Here is a 17,328-nt window from a genome sequence, read left to right as displayed (position 1 = left end):
GAAGTTATACCAATAAAAAAATATAAAATAATACCCGAGGAATTTAATTCCGAGGGTATTATTAATTAAATAGAGAAACTCGGAGGTATTATGGGGATGAGCTTTTCAGTAAGATTCGATGAAGTAAGCAAAAACTTTGGAGAGTTTAGAGCAATACAAAATGCCAGTTTTACAGTGGAAAAAGGTGAATTCTTTACACTGCTTGGACCCAGCGGCTGCGGGAAAACTACCTTACTTCGCATGGTGGCAGGCTTTAATCCCATTGACAGTGGTAAAATATCTTTTGATGATAAAATAATAAACAATATACCGGCACATAAAAGAAACATAGGCATGGTTTTTCAAAATTACGCGATTTTTCCTCATATGACGGTATTTGAAAACGTGGCTTATGGACTTAAGGCAAGGGGAGTTAGCAGGTCAGAGATTGACGAAAGAGTCATGGAAGCTTTAACCATGGTAAAAATGGAAGGTTTAAAAGATAGATCCCCCCAGCAGCTTTCCGGCGGACAACAGCAGCGTATCGCACTCGCCAGAGCAATTGTCATTCGCCCAGGTGCTTTATTAATGGATGAACCCTTGTCTAACTTGGATGCAAAGCTTCGAGTGGAAATGCGAACCACAATTAAAAAATTGCAGCAGAGTTTAGGCATAACAACTATTTATGTAACTCACGACCAGGAAGAGGCACTAGCTATATCGGACCGCATAGGGGTTATGAAAGACGGGTTTATACAACAAATCGATAGTCCGGAAGTTATTTACAAACACCCGGAAAATGCTTTTGTTGCAAATTTTATTGGGACCAGCAATTTCATTGAAAGTAAAATCATTCAAATAGGCTCTCAAACTTATCTAGATGTTGTGAATGTGCAAATACCCATTAGTCTAAAAGAAAATTACGAAGGAGAAGCGAAGATTTCGTTGCGTCCGGAACATGTTTATTTGACTGAAGAAAAAGATAATACGATTAAAGGGGAAATCCAGCTAGCCACTTTTTTAGGCGACTTTACTAAATATGAAATTCTATTAGAAAATGGTCAAACCATTGAGGCAAACGAATATACTAAAGACGTGTCATCTTTCAGAAAACCAGGGGATGAAGTAAGAATAAAAATACATACCGACAAGATAAACTTGTTTGACTCCAAAGGCGAGGTGGCGCTTCTATGAAACAAAATAGAAAAGCAGAGATGTTTTCTATATGGAATTTAATAAGTATTTTTTCGCTGCTTATCATTGGAATTTTTATAATTTATCCTTTAATACGTTTGTTTATTAAAAGTTTTTTTGAAACAGGTTCTTTTTCCATTCAGAGTTATAAAGATTTTTTTAGCTTACCATATTATTTTTCCACGTTGAAAAATAGTCTTATAGTATGCACTTTTGCCACGATAGGCGCTACTGCAATAGGTTTGCCGATGGCATACATAGTTACTCGGTATAATATCCCATGCAAACGATTTATCAATATTTGCGTTATTTTATCTTTAATGTCGCCGCCGTTTATAGGAGCATATTCTTGGATTGTGTTATTAGGCAGAAATGGGTTCGTTACAAATTTACTTAGCGGCATAGGTATAACACCCCCGACCATATATGGATTTGGCGGAATATTACTGGTATTTACATTGAAGTTTTATCCGTATGTTTATTTATATGTTTCAGGAGCACTGCAAAGCATTGATTCATCCTTAGAGGAGGCGGCAGAGAATTTAGGTGTTTCGGGGCTGAAAAAACTTATTACTGTGACATTTCCTCTGGTTCTGCCAACAATAGCCGCAGGCGCCTTAATGGTTTTTATGACCAGTCTTGCGGATTTTGGCACACCAATGCTGATAGGTGAGGGGTATCGTGTTTTACCGGTTGTAGTTTACACGGAGTTCATGAGCGAAACAGGTGGCAATACTTCCATGGCCAGCACTCTAAGTATTATAATTATCTGCTGCTCTACAGCCATACTGTTTTTACAGAAATGGTATATTGGCCGTAGAAATTACCAGATGAGTGCATTAAGACCGCCTAAAGTCAAAGAATTAAAACCATATTCAAGATTTTTGGCTACAGCTTTTTGTTTTGTTTGTGTATTTTTAGCCATGCTACCGCAAATAACTGTATTAGTGACTAGCTTTATCAAGACAAATGGCCCAATTTTTGTTAAGGGGTTTTCCTTTGACAGCTATTTAAGTATTTTTTATAAATTGGGCAGAAATATTAAAAATACTTTTGCGTTCTCTACAGTGGCTATATTAATTATGGTAGCGGCAGGTATGCTGCTTTCCTACCTTATTGTAAGAAAACGCAATAAGCTAACTACTGCAATCGATGTATTTATAATGCTGCCATATGTAATACCGGGGGCTGTATTAGGTATTACACTACTTGGAGCGTTTAATAAGCCTCCGATTATGATTAGCGGCACAGCAGCAATTATGATTTTATCATATGTAATTCGCAAACTGCCTTATACGATTCGTTCGAGCACTGGCATATTGTATCAGATAGACCAGAGCATCGATGAAGCATCTATTAGCTTAGGCGTATCGCCCATTAAAACATTCTTTAAAGTAACAGCACCGATGATGATGCCCGGAGTTTTAAGCGGCGCAGTAATTAGCTGGATTACAACAATTAATGAGTTATCCAGCAGCATTATTTTATATACAGGCAAGACCGGCACGATTTCTGTTGCTATTTATTCTGAAGTTGTCCGCGGTGGATATGGGACGGCGGCAGCTTTAGCGTCAATACTGACTTTGGTTACAACAATATCATTATTGATTTTCTTTGCAGTAACTAAGAGTGACAGTATAAGCGTGTGATGGTTTACACCAAAATTCTAACATGTTAGAATAAATCCATGAAATCAATGATTTTCGTGGGGGCTACATATGAATTTCTTTAATCGTTTATCTTTCAAGCACCGTATTTTATTGGGCAACTTTTTGGTTGGCCTGCTTCCCATGCTGATATGCATTATCTGTTTCATGCAAGTCTTTGTTGTTTCACTGGAAAAACATAATAAAGAGTTGGGATTTAGACAAATTCACGAGATTGATTTGTGCTTTAGCAATTACCTTAAAGAATACCAAGTCGTAACCAATCTTATTGCAACTAATCCATTGATTCAAGAAGCACTAATTGAACCGGACTATAAAAATAAAAATGATGTATACTTAGAACTTTATCGTGTTACAGAAGGTATGAGAAAAGGGGCATCAATTTCACTTTATGATGCAACAGGAAAAATGCGTTGGGGAACTTCAGGAACGCTGGAAGGCAGCAGGCTTCCAATCCGTTGGGGTGTATTGAGAAAGGCCTGCGAAAATAATGGCATGGTTCTATATGATGGAAATCAAAATCAAAATGGAAGAAACAAGAGCACAGCTTTACTTTATCTGGCAAGGGCTATAAAAAGCAGAGATGATGTTGCAGGATATGTGGTTATAGAAATAACAGCTTCCGGCTTTTCTGATTTATTTAGCAGTTTTACTATGAATAATGAAACTATTATGATTACAGATTCTTTTTGGAACCCGATTTATTCATCAGATAATACCTACTTATCACAAAGTGTGCTCAAAAGTTTTGCCAAAAGTTTTGAGAGGGAAAATGGGCCGACATTATTAAAGGGGAAGAATACATTTTCATTCTTACATGAAAACAAGGCTTATAATTATAATATTTTTCTCACAACCCCTGCAGGGATAACAAATGATGCTGTAAATTTGATGAGAGCAATTGGCTTTTTGGGTTTTATAGTCGCTGTGATTCTTTGTGGGTTTATTTCTTTTTTGCTAAGTAGAGGCTTAACTAAACCCATTAATGAATTAAAACAGGCAATTAAGAAAGTGGAAAATGGTCAGCTTGATACGAGAATTATAACAAATAGAAGAGATGAATTTGGCGAATTATTGGATAGATTTAACCACATGAATGAAAATCTGCAGTTATATACAGAAAAACTTGTGGAACGCCAAAAAGAAATTTCTGAAATACGAATAAGATTATTACAAGCGCAACTAAAACCGCATTTTCTTTACAATTCCCTAGATACCATAAAGTGGATGGCAAAAATGAATGAGATAGAAGGTGTGGTAGACATTGCCAATGATTTGGCACAGATTTTACGATGCAGCATCAGTGATAATCAGTTTATTCCTTTATATCGGGAACTAGATGTGGTAGAAAGCTATATTGCCATTCAAAAAATACGTTTTTCTGGTAAATTTAAACATTCAATTAATGTTCCGGAAGATTTGTTAGATATAGAAGTGCCAAAATTGATTTTGCAGCCATTAGTTGAAAATAGTATTATACATGGTTTGCGGGATAAAGAAAGTGGTCAGATTTCTATTATCGGCAAAATGGAGAATGGAAATTTATTATTAACGGTAAGGGATAATGGCTGCGGAATGCCTCCGGAACTTGTGGATAAGTATAATCAAGCGGATTTTGACAAAGATGAGGGGCATTTAGGAATTTACAATGTGAGTAATATTTTAAAATTGTATTATGGACAAAACTATGGCCTTTACGTTACCAGCAGCATAGATTGCGGCACGGATATCACTGTTGTTTTGCCGGCCAAAAGGAGTGAGGATAAACGTGCAGAAGGTTTTAATTGTTGAAGATGAGCTTATGGTCCGCAAAGGCATCATTTTGACGGTAGACTGGAAAAGCATGGGCTGTATGGTGGTCGCCGAAGCTTCCGATGGCTTGGAAGGCATTGAGGCCATAAAACGTTATAAACCAGATATTGTAATCACTGATGTTCAAATGCCTAAGATGGACGGAATCGAAATGATCGAATCGGTTAAAGAATCTAGTGATGCAAGATTTATTATTTTAAGCGCGTATAGTGAATTTGACTATGCCAGAAGTGCTTTACGGCTTGGTGTATGTGACTATTTATTAAAACCCTTTCGTGATGCAGAACTCATAGCAGCCGTTAAAAAGGCTAAGAATGATTGCTCATCGGATGCTGCTGCGCCGATAGAAGAAGAGTTTTTTAACAAATACAACCTGAAGAAAGGCACAAAAAGCAAGTATATAGAGCAGGCGCAAGACTATGTTGCAGAGCATTTTAAAGAAGACATAACGATTGGCGAAGTAGCAGATTATCTAGGATTGAGCGAGGGCTACTTAAGTCGGTTATTCAAAAAGCATACAGATTATACATTTGTAGATTACTTAACTTATTATAGGATTAATATGGCTATAAAACTGCTGAAAGACTGCAGATTGAAGGTGTATGAAGTAGCTGAGCAAGTAGGATATACGGATGCTACCTACTTTTCAACACTATTTAAAAAACTAGTGGGTGTAACGCCTTCAGAATTTCAAGATATATGTTAAGAAAGGTGATCTGATGATTCAAAACATTATATTTGACATGGGAAATGTGTTAATTAGCTATGAGCCTAAAAAATATATAGAACAATTTGCTGATAAACAGGATATAGACATACTATATGAGACTATATTTCAGTCTATCGAATGGATTCAGTTGGATAGGGGAAGCATTGAGGAAAAAGAGGCTAAATGTATTTTTTATGATAAACTGCCGGAACGTTTGCATATGACAGTTGACGATATTCTCAACAATTGGCATGAAAATTTGCACGGGAAAAATGAGATGTTTTATTTGGTAAAGCAGTTGAAATCAAAAGGGTTTAATTTGTATTTGCTTTCAAATACCAGTAAACGCTTTTATCACTATTGCAAAAAAATACCGGCATTATCTTATTTTGATGGCATGATAATATCAGCAGACGAGCTTTTATTGAAGCCGGATTTGGATATATATAGGAGATTACTTGATAAATACAGATTAGTTCCGGAGGAATGTTTTTTTATAGATGATTATATGTTGAATGTAGAAGCGGCAATTTTTTTGGGCATGGATGGTTTTGTTTATAAAAATAATATCAAAAGCCTTAGAAGGCGATTAAGCCGTAAGGGAGTATTGGATAAAGACCTACAAGCAGTTATTTTTGATTTAGATGGAATTTTAGTTTCTACGGATGAAATGCACTATAAAGCTTGGAATCAGCTGGCTGAAGAAATAGATATTCCATTTGACAGCGAAAAATATAGGGAATTTCGCGGTGTAAGCAGGATGAAATGCTTAGAGCTTTTACTGGATGAGTCCAAAGAAAATTACTCCGATGCAGAAAAAGCGGCAATGGCTAAGCGAAAAAATGATTTGTATTTAAAATACCTGCAAAGCTTATCGGAAGAAAATATATATGAAGGTGCTAGAGAATTACTAGAGGAATTACAAGCCAACGGCATTCTAACTGCCGTAGCATCCAGCAGCAAGAACGCATATGCCATATTAGAAAAAACTGCATTACTTCCCCTTGTTGATATTGTAGCAGATGGAAATGAAATAGCTCAATCAAAGCCAGACCCGGAAGTTTTCAAGTTGGCAGCAGACAAGTTAGGAGTTCCCTATGAAAGCTGTGTAGTAATAGAAGATGCAAAAGCAGGTATTCAAGCAGCGAAATCAGGAAACATGAGAGCAATAGGCGTCGGTCAGGCACTTAAAGACTGTACTGAAATGGACTCATATTTTCCTCAGATTAAGCAAATTACATTAGAAACCCTAAAAAGGAACAAAGTTCATTAGTCCATTTTCAGCCATTTTCAGGGACGGTTCCAAAATATTCATGAATATTTTGGAACCGTCCCTATTTTTTCTTTTTTTATCCACCGACTATTTCTCCCTCTGCCTGTACACTCGATAATGTCTTTTTCTTTTAGTTCTTGTAGAACCCTTCTTATAGTTGAGTCACTGGCATTGGGGAACCTTTCCCTGATTTCGGAGATGGTAAAATTCTTTGCAAAGCCATCTAAAATTTCTTTCCTTATATCATAATACATGCCGCCTCTAAAGTTAGGAGACGTTTCGTAGTTTGCCGCCTGTTCGGCTACTTTGTCGGGAAATACGTCACTTTCATGGGACTCAATAGCTTCAAAAAACCTAAGAGTCCATTCATTGGCCAGCTTTCTGTTACCAGCAAAAATGATCTTAGTTTTAGGATGCAGAGCGGAAAGCTCCGCAAGAGCTTTAGCCATAAAAGAAGGCGTGTATACTGTTAGTTTATCGGGGTTTAGAAAGTCCGAGTAATTGGCCTCTACTACTAGTGCAGAATGGGCATAAGCCTCCATCTCCCCAAGCTTTTGGTGAAATATAGGGAGATTACTCAAATCGCTTCTTAAGTTTTCGAAGGTCTTTCGTTCTACCACGGCTACAATTCCATCTTTTCTTAAAAGGGCGTAATCTCCGGCATCAAGAGCTTTTCTCTCTACAGTGCAATCATTAAATTTCCACGGGTATTTTTCATTTGTATCTATCAAGATATGAATCTGTGCATTACCTTGGGCTGTAAGCCGAACCTTTGGCTTTCTCTCCCTCAATCCCTGCTGGGTTCTCCAAAATATCTGCTCATATTCGCCTTCTTTTTGTTTATACTTCTTTTTTAAAAATAAAAATTCACATCTTTTATTGGTGGCTCGATCCAGAACTACCGAAAGTCGTTTTCCATAGCGGCTTAAGTTTACTACCGGAACGCGTTCTATTTCTTCAATGGAATCTGAATAATCTTCTGATTCTCTCAAACAAAAAATCTGAGTCCCAGCTCCAGGCCACTTACTTTGAACTCTAAGGCACAGTTTTGTTTTATCATCCATTTTTATGCTGAGCCTGTAGGGGAACTTTTCATTATCCGTTGATTCAAGAATCCACCATAAAGAAGACATAGTTACTCTCCTTTTAAGAAATTCACTGCTTATGTAATTAATTATACGTGTTTTACTTGGTTTGCACAAGATTTTCGGGGCAATTCTCAGCAACAGCAATTTTCAGCGATTTTTAGGGACGGTTCCAAAATATTCATGAATATTTTGGAACCGTCCCTAAAAATCCCTCCCCGAAAGTCCCCGAAAATTGAAAAATTGCTCTAAAAATCGCTGAAATTTCTTTAGAAATTTCTGTTTTGCCTCTTGACTGATAATGATTTTCATATTATAATTTAATTGAGATTGAAAATTGTTATCAACGGAGGCGATGATATATGTTGAAGAAATATCTTTTTGAAGATAAGGTTGCAAAAGAAAAGATTGCAAAAGCTAAAAAAGACGTCCAAAAAATGCTTTCAAGTTTGTATGAAGACTAATTAAAGCTGAATATAATGCAGTTTGTGCCGCTATATGCGGCATTTATTTTTGTCTAAATTGCCCAACCTGCAGCATGAGGAGGTTTTCTCATGATTTTGAAGGATTTAAAATATAATAGAGGAATTTCTTAAAAGATGTCAAAGTATATATACAATAATGTTCGGGGAAACTTGTCCAAGGAGGTGATTTAGGTGAAAAAGGTTGCTATATTGATAGAGAATTTTTTTGATGAAAAGGAGTTAATATATCCTTATTTTCGGCTTAAAGAGGCGGGGTATGAGGTGCATTTAGTAGGTTCGGAGAAAGACAAGGCATATGTGGGAAAGAGCACATTTTCGGAAAAAAGTACTCATTCTTCCAAGGAAGTAAAGGCCAAGGATTATGATGCTGTTGTAATACCGGGAGGCTACTCTCCGGACCATATGCGCAGGAACGAAGATACATTGAATTTTGTAAGGGAAATGGACAAACTTGGTAAGCCGATAGCCGCTATTTGCCATGGACCTTGGATGATGGCTTCTTGCTGTAATTTAAAGGGTAAAAGATTAACTGGATTTTTCTCAATAAAGGATGACATTGTAAATGCGGGTGCGGAATATGTAGATGCAGAGGTAGTCGTAGATGGAAATTTAATAACATCAAGGAATCCCAATGATTTGCCGGCATTTTTAAAGGCTATAATTGAAAAAATTGGATAGCAATTGCTTATAATAGGGGGAGGATATTATGCAAAAGTATGATTTTGATACTGTTATCGAACGAAGCGGTAATTATTCTTCCAAATGGGATGAACTAAAAAAAATGTTTGGCCGGGATGATTTGCTGCCCATGTGGGTGGCCGACATGGATTTTATGAGCCCACAGCCGGTTGTAGATGCACTAGTTGAGAGAGCAAAACAGGGAATCTATGGATACACGTCAAGACCGGAATCTTATTTTGAATCAGTGGCTAGATGGATGAAAAAACGACACAATTGGGATGTGAAAACCGAGTGGATGATATATACTCCTGGAGTAGTGCCAGCATTAAGTTTTATTATTAATGCCTTTACATATCCGGGAGATAAGGTATTGGTTCAGCAGCCGGTTTATTATCCGTTTTTTAGGGTTATTGAAGATAACGGCCGCAGAATTGTCAATAATCCGCTGATTTATAAGGATGGGCGTTATACAATGGATTTTGACGATTTGGAAGAAAAAGTCAAGGACCGGCGTATTAAACTCATGTTTTTATGCAGCCCGCATAATCCTGTAGGCCGTGTGTGGACGAAGGATGAGTTGATAAGACTGGGAAGAATATGTATTGATAATAATATTTTGGTAGTATCTGATGAAATACACCATGATATCTTATACCCCGGGGTAAAGCATACACCTTTTGCATCGATATCGGAAGAATTTGCTCTAAGTTCTATTACATGCACAGCTCCCAGCAAAACCTTTAACTTGGCGGGACTTCAAACCTCAACCATAATAATTCCTAATGCAACTTATTATGACATATACAGAAATTTCATAAAAAGACTGCAACTGCTCAGAAACAATGCCTTTGGATTGGTAGCTCTTGAAGCTGCATATACGCACGGAGAGGAATGGCTTGACCAGCTTTTGGAGTATTTGGATGGAAATTTAAGGGCATTTACTGAGGGTATAGAAAGAGATGTCCCCCAGATAAAGGTCGTAAAACCCGAGGGAACATATCTGGTGTGGCTGGATTGCAGGGAACTGGGATTTGATGCTCATCAACTGAATGACTTTATTATAAATAAGGCAAAACTTGCTTTTGAAAGTGGCTATTGGTTTGGCCATGGTGGTGAAGGATTTCAGAGAGTCAATATAGCCTGTCCCAGAACATATGTAAATGAAGCAGTAAAACGACTGAAGTCGGCGGTAGAAAGTATAAAGTAAAAGTGTAAATAAGGGGCCATAGGTTTTTTAAATCTGTGGCTTCTTTTTATTTTGACTACAGTTTTAAGCTTAATATACAGATATAGACGGTAAATAACTTAGTGTGATAGAATGAAGTCATAAACGCGATTTAAATGAAATTCCTTTAATGATATGGAGGTTTGACAAATGTCCGATGTGTTTGATATTCAGCGAAACGAAGAATGTATTTGTGGAAGTGGTAAGAAATATAAAAAGTGCTGCCTTCCCACAGTTGAAAAAATCGAAACAGAGTTAATGAGAAAATTAAGCGATGATTTCAGCATTACTGCATATGCAAAGGACCTTATAAGGGTAATAAGTGTGATGTTTGGAATTAAATTGGACGAAACACAAGCTGAAGCTGTTGATGTAGAAAAATTATCAAATATTATTGCCCAAGTATGGAATGCACAAGAAGAGTTTTCTGAAGACAGTTTTTTAAAACTCAATAACGATATTGCTGATATGCTCAGAGAAAATGAAAACTTGAAGATTCTTCGAATACCAGGAAGTATTTTAGCACATGTGGAGCTTGATGATTCAGAACAGGTAGACATGCTTTTAACCCAAATAGCCGATAATTTTACTATTGAGGAAAATCTTTTTATGCTAGCATATTTAATTCGCAATAATAATTTTACAGAGGATGAACTTGAAAAGATTTTTCATTGGATATTTATGGGTCTAATAGACGAAACACATCAAAGTTTTTTTGAGTTAATTCTTCAAGCAAGCATTGAGGATATAAACGAAGCAGGTAAAAAATTTGAACAAATTATAAAAGAAGAGGATGAAACTGCTTGTCAAGTAGATATTGCAGAAACCCACGAACTATTTAGAGAATATCCGGTATTTGAAGAGTATTTTGGCATGCGTATGTTAGAGGATATCGAAGATGATCTGGAATTTATTTTGAAAAGCGAAATAGATTTCAATTTCCCGTTTTTTGTAATATATGGCTTTTTCCTAAAGTTTACTTCAGTAATAACTCAGATATTCCTTCAAAATTTACCGCATGTCGATATAAATAAAGAATTGAATTTTATGGATATGCTCTTTGATGCAGAGTCTGCATTTTTAAAGCAAGAGATCGTAATTACCGAATCATATGGATGTATTACCAGAACATTAATTGAAGCAATGGAGAAATCTGAAGATAATGATTTACGAGAGAAACTTGCAAAAGTAACCGAATTCTTCTTACTCCCAACAGGAGCACACATATTAGCAATTGAAAAGATTATTTTAACATCAATGAAAAAACTCATAAAGAATTTACCACAAGCTATTGATGATAGTCCAATTGTGTTGGAATCTATAGAACAACTAATTACCGATGAGTTTTTTGATGAATACATTTCATATCTTGAATCAAAGGGCTTAAACGAACAGGCTGAATTTTTAAAGGAAATTTATGAAGAAGCTAATATCAAATGCCAAATTGAAAAATCAGGCCTTAAGGAAATTTTTGATAATCTAGGTCTGAAACTGGACAAAAGTGAGGCCTGACCTTTGCTCAAATACTTAAGAGGTGAGAACTGTAAAACATGCTGAGAAAAGATAAAATTTACAATAAATTAAAAGAGCTTGGCAAGTCTATTTCAACAACAGAAAAGCAAATGGCCGGTTTCTCAGCTACGCAACTGAGCGAGCATCTAGGTATCCGTAGAAATACTGTAAGCCATGAATTAAATCGGTTGGTAAAGGAAGGACTTGTGGTTAAACAGAGTGGCAGACCAGTAAGGTTTTTAGATACTGAAACGTATCAACGAATTCATAAGCAAAACAGTATTCCAGATGAGTACGAGAATTGTAAAGAAATGTCCCATAAATCAGCGGATAAAAACAGGGATATGTTTTATAATCTTTTGCCCGGCTGTACCAGTATTATTACGCAGGTGGAACAGGCAAAGGCGGCTATTATGTATCCTCCCAACGGATTGAGCACCTTAATTATCGGTAAAACCGGTGTTGGCAAATCTTATTTTGCTCACGCGATGTATCGCTATGCGGTAAATATGGGTGTGATTGCACCTTGCGCTCCTTTTATATCATTTAACTGTGCCGATTATGCAGAAAATCCTCAACTACTTACCAGTCAGTTGTTTGGTCATGTCCGTGGAAGTTTTACCGGAGCTGAGGCTGCAAAGGAAGGGCTAGTTGCAAAGGCTGAAGGCGGATATCTTTTTCTAGATGAGGTGCATAATTTGCCGCCTGAAGGTCAAGAGATGCTTTTTACTCTTATGGATAAAAAGGTTTACCGCAGGCTTGGAGAAACCACTGAAGAACATCCCTGCAATGTGCGGATCATCTGCGCTACTACAGACAGTCAAAAGGACATAATGTTAAGGACATTTTTACGACGGATTCCAATTGTTGTAGAACTGCCGCCGCTTGAGAAGCGTAGCCTTTCCGACCGATATTCGCTGATAAAATTGTTTTTCCAAGAGGAAGCATCACGTGTTGGAAAACGTATTTTTGTGGATAAGGAAGTAGTAAATCGACTGCTTTTTACTGAGTTAGACGGCAATATTGGTGAACTAAAGGGTAATATTCAAATCCTTTGCTCCAGAGCTTTTGTAAAATCATTGGAAAATCACTCCAATAGTCTTCATATAGATGAGCCGTTAGCTGATTTTTTTGATTCAAGCCGTTATAATCGCGATATTCTAAATATTTATATTGGTCTTGGCGCGCATGGTGTAAACCAGCCGCTTGTCGCCACTATTGATAAGGAATTTCTGGAAGTGCCGGATGAATATAAGGACACTGATTTTTATGATGATCTTTCAACAAAGTATCAAAGACTGTTAGACAGCAATATTTCAGTTGCAGAAGCAAACAACAGAATTTACAAGGAAATTGATAGGCATTTTGCAAAAATACTAAATCAATCTCGCAAAGGGGTTGAACTGAAGCTAGATATGAGCAAGATTGTACCGCAAAACATATTGGATCTTGCTCGACACTTTGTTAATGAAGCTTCAGAAAACTTAAATTTTCATATAAATGATGATGTGCTTTTAGGTATTGCCTTGCATACAAAAGCATTTATTGACCGTTCGGCTGAAGGTAAAACAATTTATAACCCGAATCTAAAGCGAATTAAAGAGTCTCATCCAAAGGAATTTGAAATTGCAGGCCGATATGTTCGAAATGTTTGTGCTGCTTATAAACTAAGATACTCTGAAGACGAAGCCGCGTTCATGGCAATGTTCATTATTACTGCAGTTCCAAATAAGACTCGAGATATTAGCAGAAGCTATCAAGTTATACTTCTATGCCATGGGGAATCTACAGCATCATCTATAGCAAAAACAGCAAATAGGCTTTTAGGAGATGAGTTGGTGCTGGCTATTGATATGCCGCTTGATATGAATTCTGAGCAGATCTATAATCAGCTGGTCGGCCTACTAAACAGCCAAAGACCATTAAAAGGCGTGCTGCTTATGGTTGATATGGGATCTTTAGTTGATTTGTCTCAAAAGTTGTGGCTCTATTTTGGGAAAAAAATTGAAATTGCTTCTGTTTCAGGATTCAATTTACTCATGGTCTTAGATGTTGCTCGCAAACTGTCTTTTGGCGATACTAACCTAAAGAGTATTGTAAATGATACGGAAAAATTCCAGAATACGATACGGACGGAATTTTTGCCAGCAGAACATAGAAGTAAGCAAAGAGTAATCTGGACAGTCTGTATTACAGGAATAGGCACAGCACAAAAGATTAAAGAAATGTTGGAAAGGTCAATAAATCCTTTACTATCTACACCATGTAACATCATTGCGTTAGAATACACAAGCTTTATGGAAACATATAATAAGGCAGAAGAACCGCCGGATGTTGTTGTTGGAACTTTTGACACCGGCGAACTGGCAGATGTGCCATTTGTATCCCTTACGGATTTACTTCAGCATAATGGAATTGAGCGGATATTTGATATCATATGTGATGATAGCAGCCAAGTCAGTAAGCAAATAGTTTTTAAGAAGATGGCGCGGTATATTTCTTTGGAAAGCTTAATGGAAACCATGGTGGCAATTGACCCCAAAAAGGCTGTGGATATCATACAAGTTTCTCTTGATAATTTGAGCTGCAATTTAAATCGGCAGCTAGACCAGGTAAAATTAGTTCAGTTGACGGTGCACATTGCTTTCATGATAGAACGGCTAGTGCTCGGAAAAGCGCCTTTAAGCCACGAAAATGCTGAAGAATATCGATTACAGCATAGTAATTTGTATGAAGCCGTTATAGATTCTATCTCTAATTTAGAGAGTTACTTTAATATCAAAGTACCAAAAAGTGAGATAGCATATATAATAGATATTTTGCTTTGACTTAATCTGTATTTCGATGTAGAAAGTTGTACAGGTGGAAGAGTTTCTTTTACACTTGAGCAAATACTACAGAATAAAGTTTTATGTGTCACAAAAAACATCATATCTGTCACAACAATAGGAGTAGGTTGTGACAGATATGATGTTTTTTTATTAATAGTGAGCGGTTAATAGCCGGTAATGCAGTCAGTTATTAGACTCTAAAAATAATTACTTCTTTTAAGCTATTGCGACAGATGCTTGGCATATAAATTGCTTTTATTAATTGCAGGTAAAAAAGAAAGGAGGGCAAAGATGATGTTTAATAATAAGATAATTGTTGCAACGCATGGCAATTTGGCTGAATCATTGGTTGAAACATCGCAGATGATTATGGGTAAGGCTGATAATGTCTATGTATTAGGATTGCAGCCAGGTATGGATATTGATCAATACAGGAAAGATTTAGTTGATGAAATCTTACGTGAACCAGAATGCGATGTGCTTATTATGCTGGATTTAATAGCAGGAACGCCATTTAACAGCATTATCAGCACATTAGATAAATCTAATGTTTCACTTGTTACCGGAGTAAATTTGCCTATGCTGATAGAGGTTCTTTCGCAAAAAGATGTGATGAGTGTTGAGGAATTATGTGCACAAGCTAAGAAAGTTGGGACTTTTGGTATTCAAACAAAAGAAGATATTTTAAAAAGACATAGGGAGGTGATGTAGTATGGGCATTAAATTCATAAGAATTGATGATCGTTTAATTCATGGTCAGGTTGTAACTGCATGGATTAAACAATACCAGGCAAGACGAGTGTTAATTGTTGATGATGGTGTGGCAAAGGACGATTTTCTGATTGGTGTTCTGCAGATGGTTGCCCCATCGGGGATTGAGCTGGTTATTGCAGCGAATGATGGGATTGGAGAAAAGTTGAAGGCGTATGAAGCCGATGAAAAAAACACTTTAATATTAGTAAAAACGCCAGAAACTGCTCGAACGCTTTTTGATGAAGGGCTAGATTTGAAAGAGTTAAATGTCGGCGGTATGGGCGCCAATCAATATCGGAAAGCTCTTTACAAAAACATTTCTGCAAGTGATGAAGAAGTTGCTATTTTAAAAGAATTAGAGGGCAGGGGCATTAATGTTTATTTCCAAGCAACTCCTACAGATAAACGGGTTAAGTTGTCGGCACTTCGATAAATGGCTTTAAATTTACTTTAATTGCGCAATTGTAAAATAAAAGATTAAATTTAGGGGTGATAGTATGTTTGTCAAAGCACTTTTAATCGGCTTGCTAACGTGGTTTTGCGGCGGCGTTGTTGTAGAAGTTTTATGTTGGTCTTTTTATTCATGTGCTCCTCTTTTAGGAGGTACTATTGTTGGATTGATTTTAGGTGATGCAAGAGCTGGAATGATTATTGGTGCAAATATTCAGTTGGTTTATATGGGACAAATTATTGTAGGAGGAGTTCCGGCTTCTGATTATGCTATTGCGGGCTGTGTGGCAACTGCACTTACCATGCTAACCAATCAGCCTCCGGAAATGGGTATAACGATTGCAGTATCCCTTGGCTTTTTAGGTCTACTTGCTCGTAATGCTCGTATGACTGTAAATTCTATTTGGGTACATAAAGCAGATAAAGCAGCGGCGGAGGGCAATACAAGAAAGATTTTCTTCTATAATACTATCTGCCCGCAATTTATAAATTTATTAGTATATGCTGTTCCTGCATTTTTGGCAGTGTATTTTGGAGCAGAGTATTTTCAGCAATTTCTTGATATACTTCCGGAATTTGTTCTTACAGGGCTTCAAGCTGTTGGTAAATTACTTCCTGCTCTTGGTATTGCGCTGCTTCTGAAATCTATTTTCAACGCAAAATTTGTGCCATTTTTTCTAATCGGTTTTGTGTTTTCCAGCTACCTGAAGTTAGATATCATAGCCATTGCCCTATTGGGTGCATCTTTTGCTATGTTATATTGGCATATGAATAAAAAGAATGAGGAGGCGGCTTAGTTATGGGAACAGTAAAAACTGAAAAAAAGGATGGAATAAGACTTAGAAGGTCAGACTTGTTAAAGAGTTTTGCAATTTGGGAGATTACCAGCGAGACCTGTCTAAACTTCGAGCGCCTAATGTCTTTGGGTTTTTGCCATGCAATGACGCCTATTTTGAAAAGGTTATATCCAAATAAAGAAGATTTGGCCGCTGGTCTAACTAGACATATGTCTTTCTTTAATACAGAAAATAACTGGGGTGCTTTAATTCCCGGCATAATAGCATCTATGGAAGAAGAACGTGCGAACGGTGCAGATATTTCCGATGAAACAATAAATGCAGTCAAGACGGGACTTATGGGCCCATTAGCGGGTATAGGTGATACGATTACACAAGGACTTGCAAAAACAATGTTTCTTGCAATCGGAATCGACCTTGCCCTAAAGGGCAATTTGTTTGGACCGTTTCTATTCCTTATACTATATACCGCATATTTACTGGGAGTAGGATATACTACTTTCTTCCAAGGATATAAGCTGGGACGGAATGCTTTCAGCAAGATTAGCGATAAATCAATTATGAGGAAAATAACTAATTCAATGTGTATTCTTGGTATGACTATTGCAGGTTCGATGGTAGCTACTCATGTAAACATCACTACACCACTGGTGCTTTCCTTCGGAGAAACACAGGTCCAGATTCAGGCGCTATTGGATCAAATCATGCCTAATTTATTAAGTCTTTGCGGTGTAGCTGTAGTATTTACATTGCTGCAAAAGAATAAACCGGTTACTCAAATAATGCTTTCCATGGTTGTAATTGGAATTGTAGGAGCAGCGATAGGTATTTTGTAAATGAGATCGATTGGCTTTAGCATAGAATGGAGGTTATAG

14 protein-coding genes are annotated in these 17,328 nt (G+C 37.0%); 13 read left to right on the top strand and 1 reads right to left on the bottom strand.

Features of this window, described 5'->3' with window-relative positions; translation table 11 throughout:
• The first annotated feature begins 96 nt into the window (after positions 1 to 96).
• From BUC45_RS06175 to pgmB, 5 genes are all read left to right on the top strand, one after another.
• Positions 97 to 1,173, top strand: coding sequence for an ABC transporter ATP-binding protein (locus tag BUC45_RS06175; RefSeq protein WP_296971019.1), 1,077 nt, complete (start codon positions 97 to 99; stop codon positions 1,171 to 1,173).
• Positions 1,170 to 2,822, top strand: coding sequence for an iron ABC transporter permease (locus BUC45_RS06170; RefSeq protein WP_296971018.1), 1,653 nt, complete (start codon positions 1,170 to 1,172; stop codon positions 2,820 to 2,822). The genes BUC45_RS06175 and BUC45_RS06170 overlap by 4 nt, the downstream gene beginning before the upstream one ends.
• Before the next feature lie 69 nt (positions 2,823 to 2,891).
• A complete protein-coding gene (locus BUC45_RS06165) occupies positions 2,892 to 4,631 on the top strand; it encodes a sensor histidine kinase (RefSeq protein WP_296971017.1) in 1,740 nt (579 codons plus the stop codon).
• On the top strand, positions 4,609 to 5,358 hold the full coding sequence (locus BUC45_RS06160; protein WP_296971016.1) for a response regulator: 750 nt from the start codon (positions 4,609 to 4,611) through the stop codon (positions 5,356 to 5,358). The genes BUC45_RS06165 and BUC45_RS06160 overlap by 23 nt, the downstream gene beginning before the upstream one ends.
• A gap of 13 nt (positions 5,359 to 5,371) precedes the next feature.
• Positions 5,372 to 6,634: a beta-phosphoglucomutase gene (gene pgmB, locus BUC45_RS06155; RefSeq protein WP_296971014.1), complete on the top strand. Its 1,263-nt coding sequence runs from the start codon at positions 5,372 to 5,374 to the stop codon at positions 6,632 to 6,634.
• A gap of 38 nt (positions 6,635 to 6,672) precedes the next feature.
• Here pgmB and BUC45_RS06150 read toward each other — a convergent pair whose 3' ends face one another.
• Positions 6,673 to 7,767 carry an ERCC4 domain-containing protein gene (locus BUC45_RS06150; RefSeq protein WP_296971013.1) on the bottom strand — a complete coding sequence of 365 codons (1,095 nt, stop codon included), beginning with the start codon at positions 7,765 to 7,767 and terminating at the stop codon, positions 6,673 to 6,675.
• 608 nt (positions 7,768 to 8,375) lie between these two features.
• Between BUC45_RS06150 and BUC45_RS06145 the strand changes: the two genes are divergently transcribed.
• The 8 genes from BUC45_RS06145 (at position 8,376) to BUC45_RS06110 (ending at position 17,289) form a co-directional block, all read left to right on the top strand.
• Positions 8,376 to 8,882, top strand: a complete 507-nt coding sequence (locus BUC45_RS06145) for a type 1 glutamine amidotransferase domain-containing protein (RefSeq protein ID WP_296971012.1) — start codon at positions 8,376 to 8,378, stop codon at positions 8,880 to 8,882.
• A gap of 28 nt (positions 8,883 to 8,910) precedes the next feature.
• Positions 8,911 to 10,092: a MalY/PatB family protein gene (locus BUC45_RS06140; RefSeq protein ID WP_296971011.1), complete on the top strand. Its 1,182-nt coding sequence runs from the start codon at positions 8,911 to 8,913 to the stop codon at positions 10,090 to 10,092.
• 168 nt (positions 10,093 to 10,260) lie between these two features.
• Positions 10,261 to 11,622: an SEC-C domain-containing protein gene (locus tag BUC45_RS06135; protein WP_296971009.1), complete on the top strand. Its 1,362-nt coding sequence runs from the start codon at positions 10,261 to 10,263 to the stop codon at positions 11,620 to 11,622.
• A gap of 38 nt (positions 11,623 to 11,660) precedes the next feature.
• On the top strand, positions 11,661 to 14,450 hold the full coding sequence (locus tag BUC45_RS06130) for a sigma 54-interacting transcriptional regulator (protein ID WP_296971008.1): 2,790 nt from the start codon (positions 11,661 to 11,663) through the stop codon (positions 14,448 to 14,450).
• A 294-nt stretch (positions 14,451 to 14,744) separates the two neighbouring features.
• Complete coding sequence (locus tag BUC45_RS06125; protein WP_213974635.1) at positions 14,745 to 15,164, top strand: hypothetical protein; 420 nt, start codon at positions 14,745 to 14,747, stop codon at positions 15,162 to 15,164.
• 1 nt (position 15,165) lies between these two features.
• The gene (locus BUC45_RS06120; RefSeq protein ID WP_213974634.1) at positions 15,166 to 15,639 is read left to right on the top strand and encodes a PTS sugar transporter subunit IIB; all 474 of its coding nucleotides are present in this window, start codon (positions 15,166 to 15,168) and stop codon (positions 15,637 to 15,639) included.
• Positions 15,640 to 15,703: 64 nt separating this feature from the next.
• Entirely contained in the window at positions 15,704 to 16,453 is a 750-nt protein-coding gene (locus BUC45_RS06115) for a PTS sugar transporter subunit IIC (RefSeq protein ID WP_296971007.1), read from the top strand.
• 2 nt (positions 16,454 to 16,455) lie between these two features.
• On the top strand, positions 16,456 to 17,289 hold the full coding sequence (locus BUC45_RS06110; protein WP_276792050.1) for a PTS system mannose/fructose/sorbose family transporter subunit IID: 834 nt from the start codon (positions 16,456 to 16,458) through the stop codon (positions 17,287 to 17,289).
• Positions 17,290 to 17,328: the final 39 nt, after the last annotated feature.

Source organism: Tepidanaerobacter sp. EBM-38 (assembly GCA_001896545.1).
In the GTDB taxonomy this organism is placed as follows: domain Bacteria; phylum Bacillota; class Thermosediminibacteria; order Thermosediminibacterales; family Tepidanaerobacteraceae; genus Tepidanaerobacter.
Note: the sequence above shows the minus strand (reverse complement) of the source record. Positions and strands in the feature narration are given on the sequence as shown.

Excerpts from the sequence above, each read along its gene's own strand:
- BUC45_RS06175 (WP_296971019.1), top strand. The coding sequence starts at position 97 with ATGAGCTTTTCAGTAAGATTCGATGAAGTAAGCAAAAACTTTGGAGAG.
- BUC45_RS06170 (WP_296971018.1), top strand. The coding sequence starts at position 1,170 with ATGAAACAAAATAGAAAAGCAGAGATGTTTTCTATATGGAATTTAATA.
- BUC45_RS06165 (WP_296971017.1), top strand. The coding sequence starts at position 2,892 with ATGAATTTCTTTAATCGTTTATCTTTCAAGCACCGTATTTTATTGGGC.
- pgmB (WP_296971014.1), top strand. The coding sequence starts at position 5,372 with ATGATTCAAAACATTATATTTGACATGGGAAATGTGTTAATTAGCTAT.
- BUC45_RS06150 (WP_296971013.1), bottom strand. The coding sequence starts at position 7,767 with ATGTCTTCTTTATGGTGGATTCTTGAATCAACGGATAATGAAAAGTTC.
- BUC45_RS06140 (WP_296971011.1), top strand. The coding sequence starts at position 8,911 with ATGCAAAAGTATGATTTTGATACTGTTATCGAACGAAGCGGTAATTAT.
- BUC45_RS06135 (WP_296971009.1), top strand. The coding sequence starts at position 10,261 with ATGTCCGATGTGTTTGATATTCAGCGAAACGAAGAATGTATTTGTGGA.
- BUC45_RS06130 (WP_296971008.1), top strand. The coding sequence starts at position 11,661 with ATGCTGAGAAAAGATAAAATTTACAATAAATTAAAAGAGCTTGGCAAG.
- BUC45_RS06125 (WP_213974635.1), top strand. The coding sequence starts at position 14,745 with ATGATGTTTAATAATAAGATAATTGTTGCAACGCATGGCAATTTGGCT.
- BUC45_RS06120 (WP_213974634.1), top strand. The coding sequence starts at position 15,166 with ATGGGCATTAAATTCATAAGAATTGATGATCGTTTAATTCATGGTCAG.
- BUC45_RS06115 (WP_296971007.1), top strand. The coding sequence starts at position 15,704 with ATGTTTGTCAAAGCACTTTTAATCGGCTTGCTAACGTGGTTTTGCGGC.
- BUC45_RS06110 (WP_276792050.1), top strand. The coding sequence starts at position 16,456 with ATGGGAACAGTAAAAACTGAAAAAAAGGATGGAATAAGACTTAGAAGG.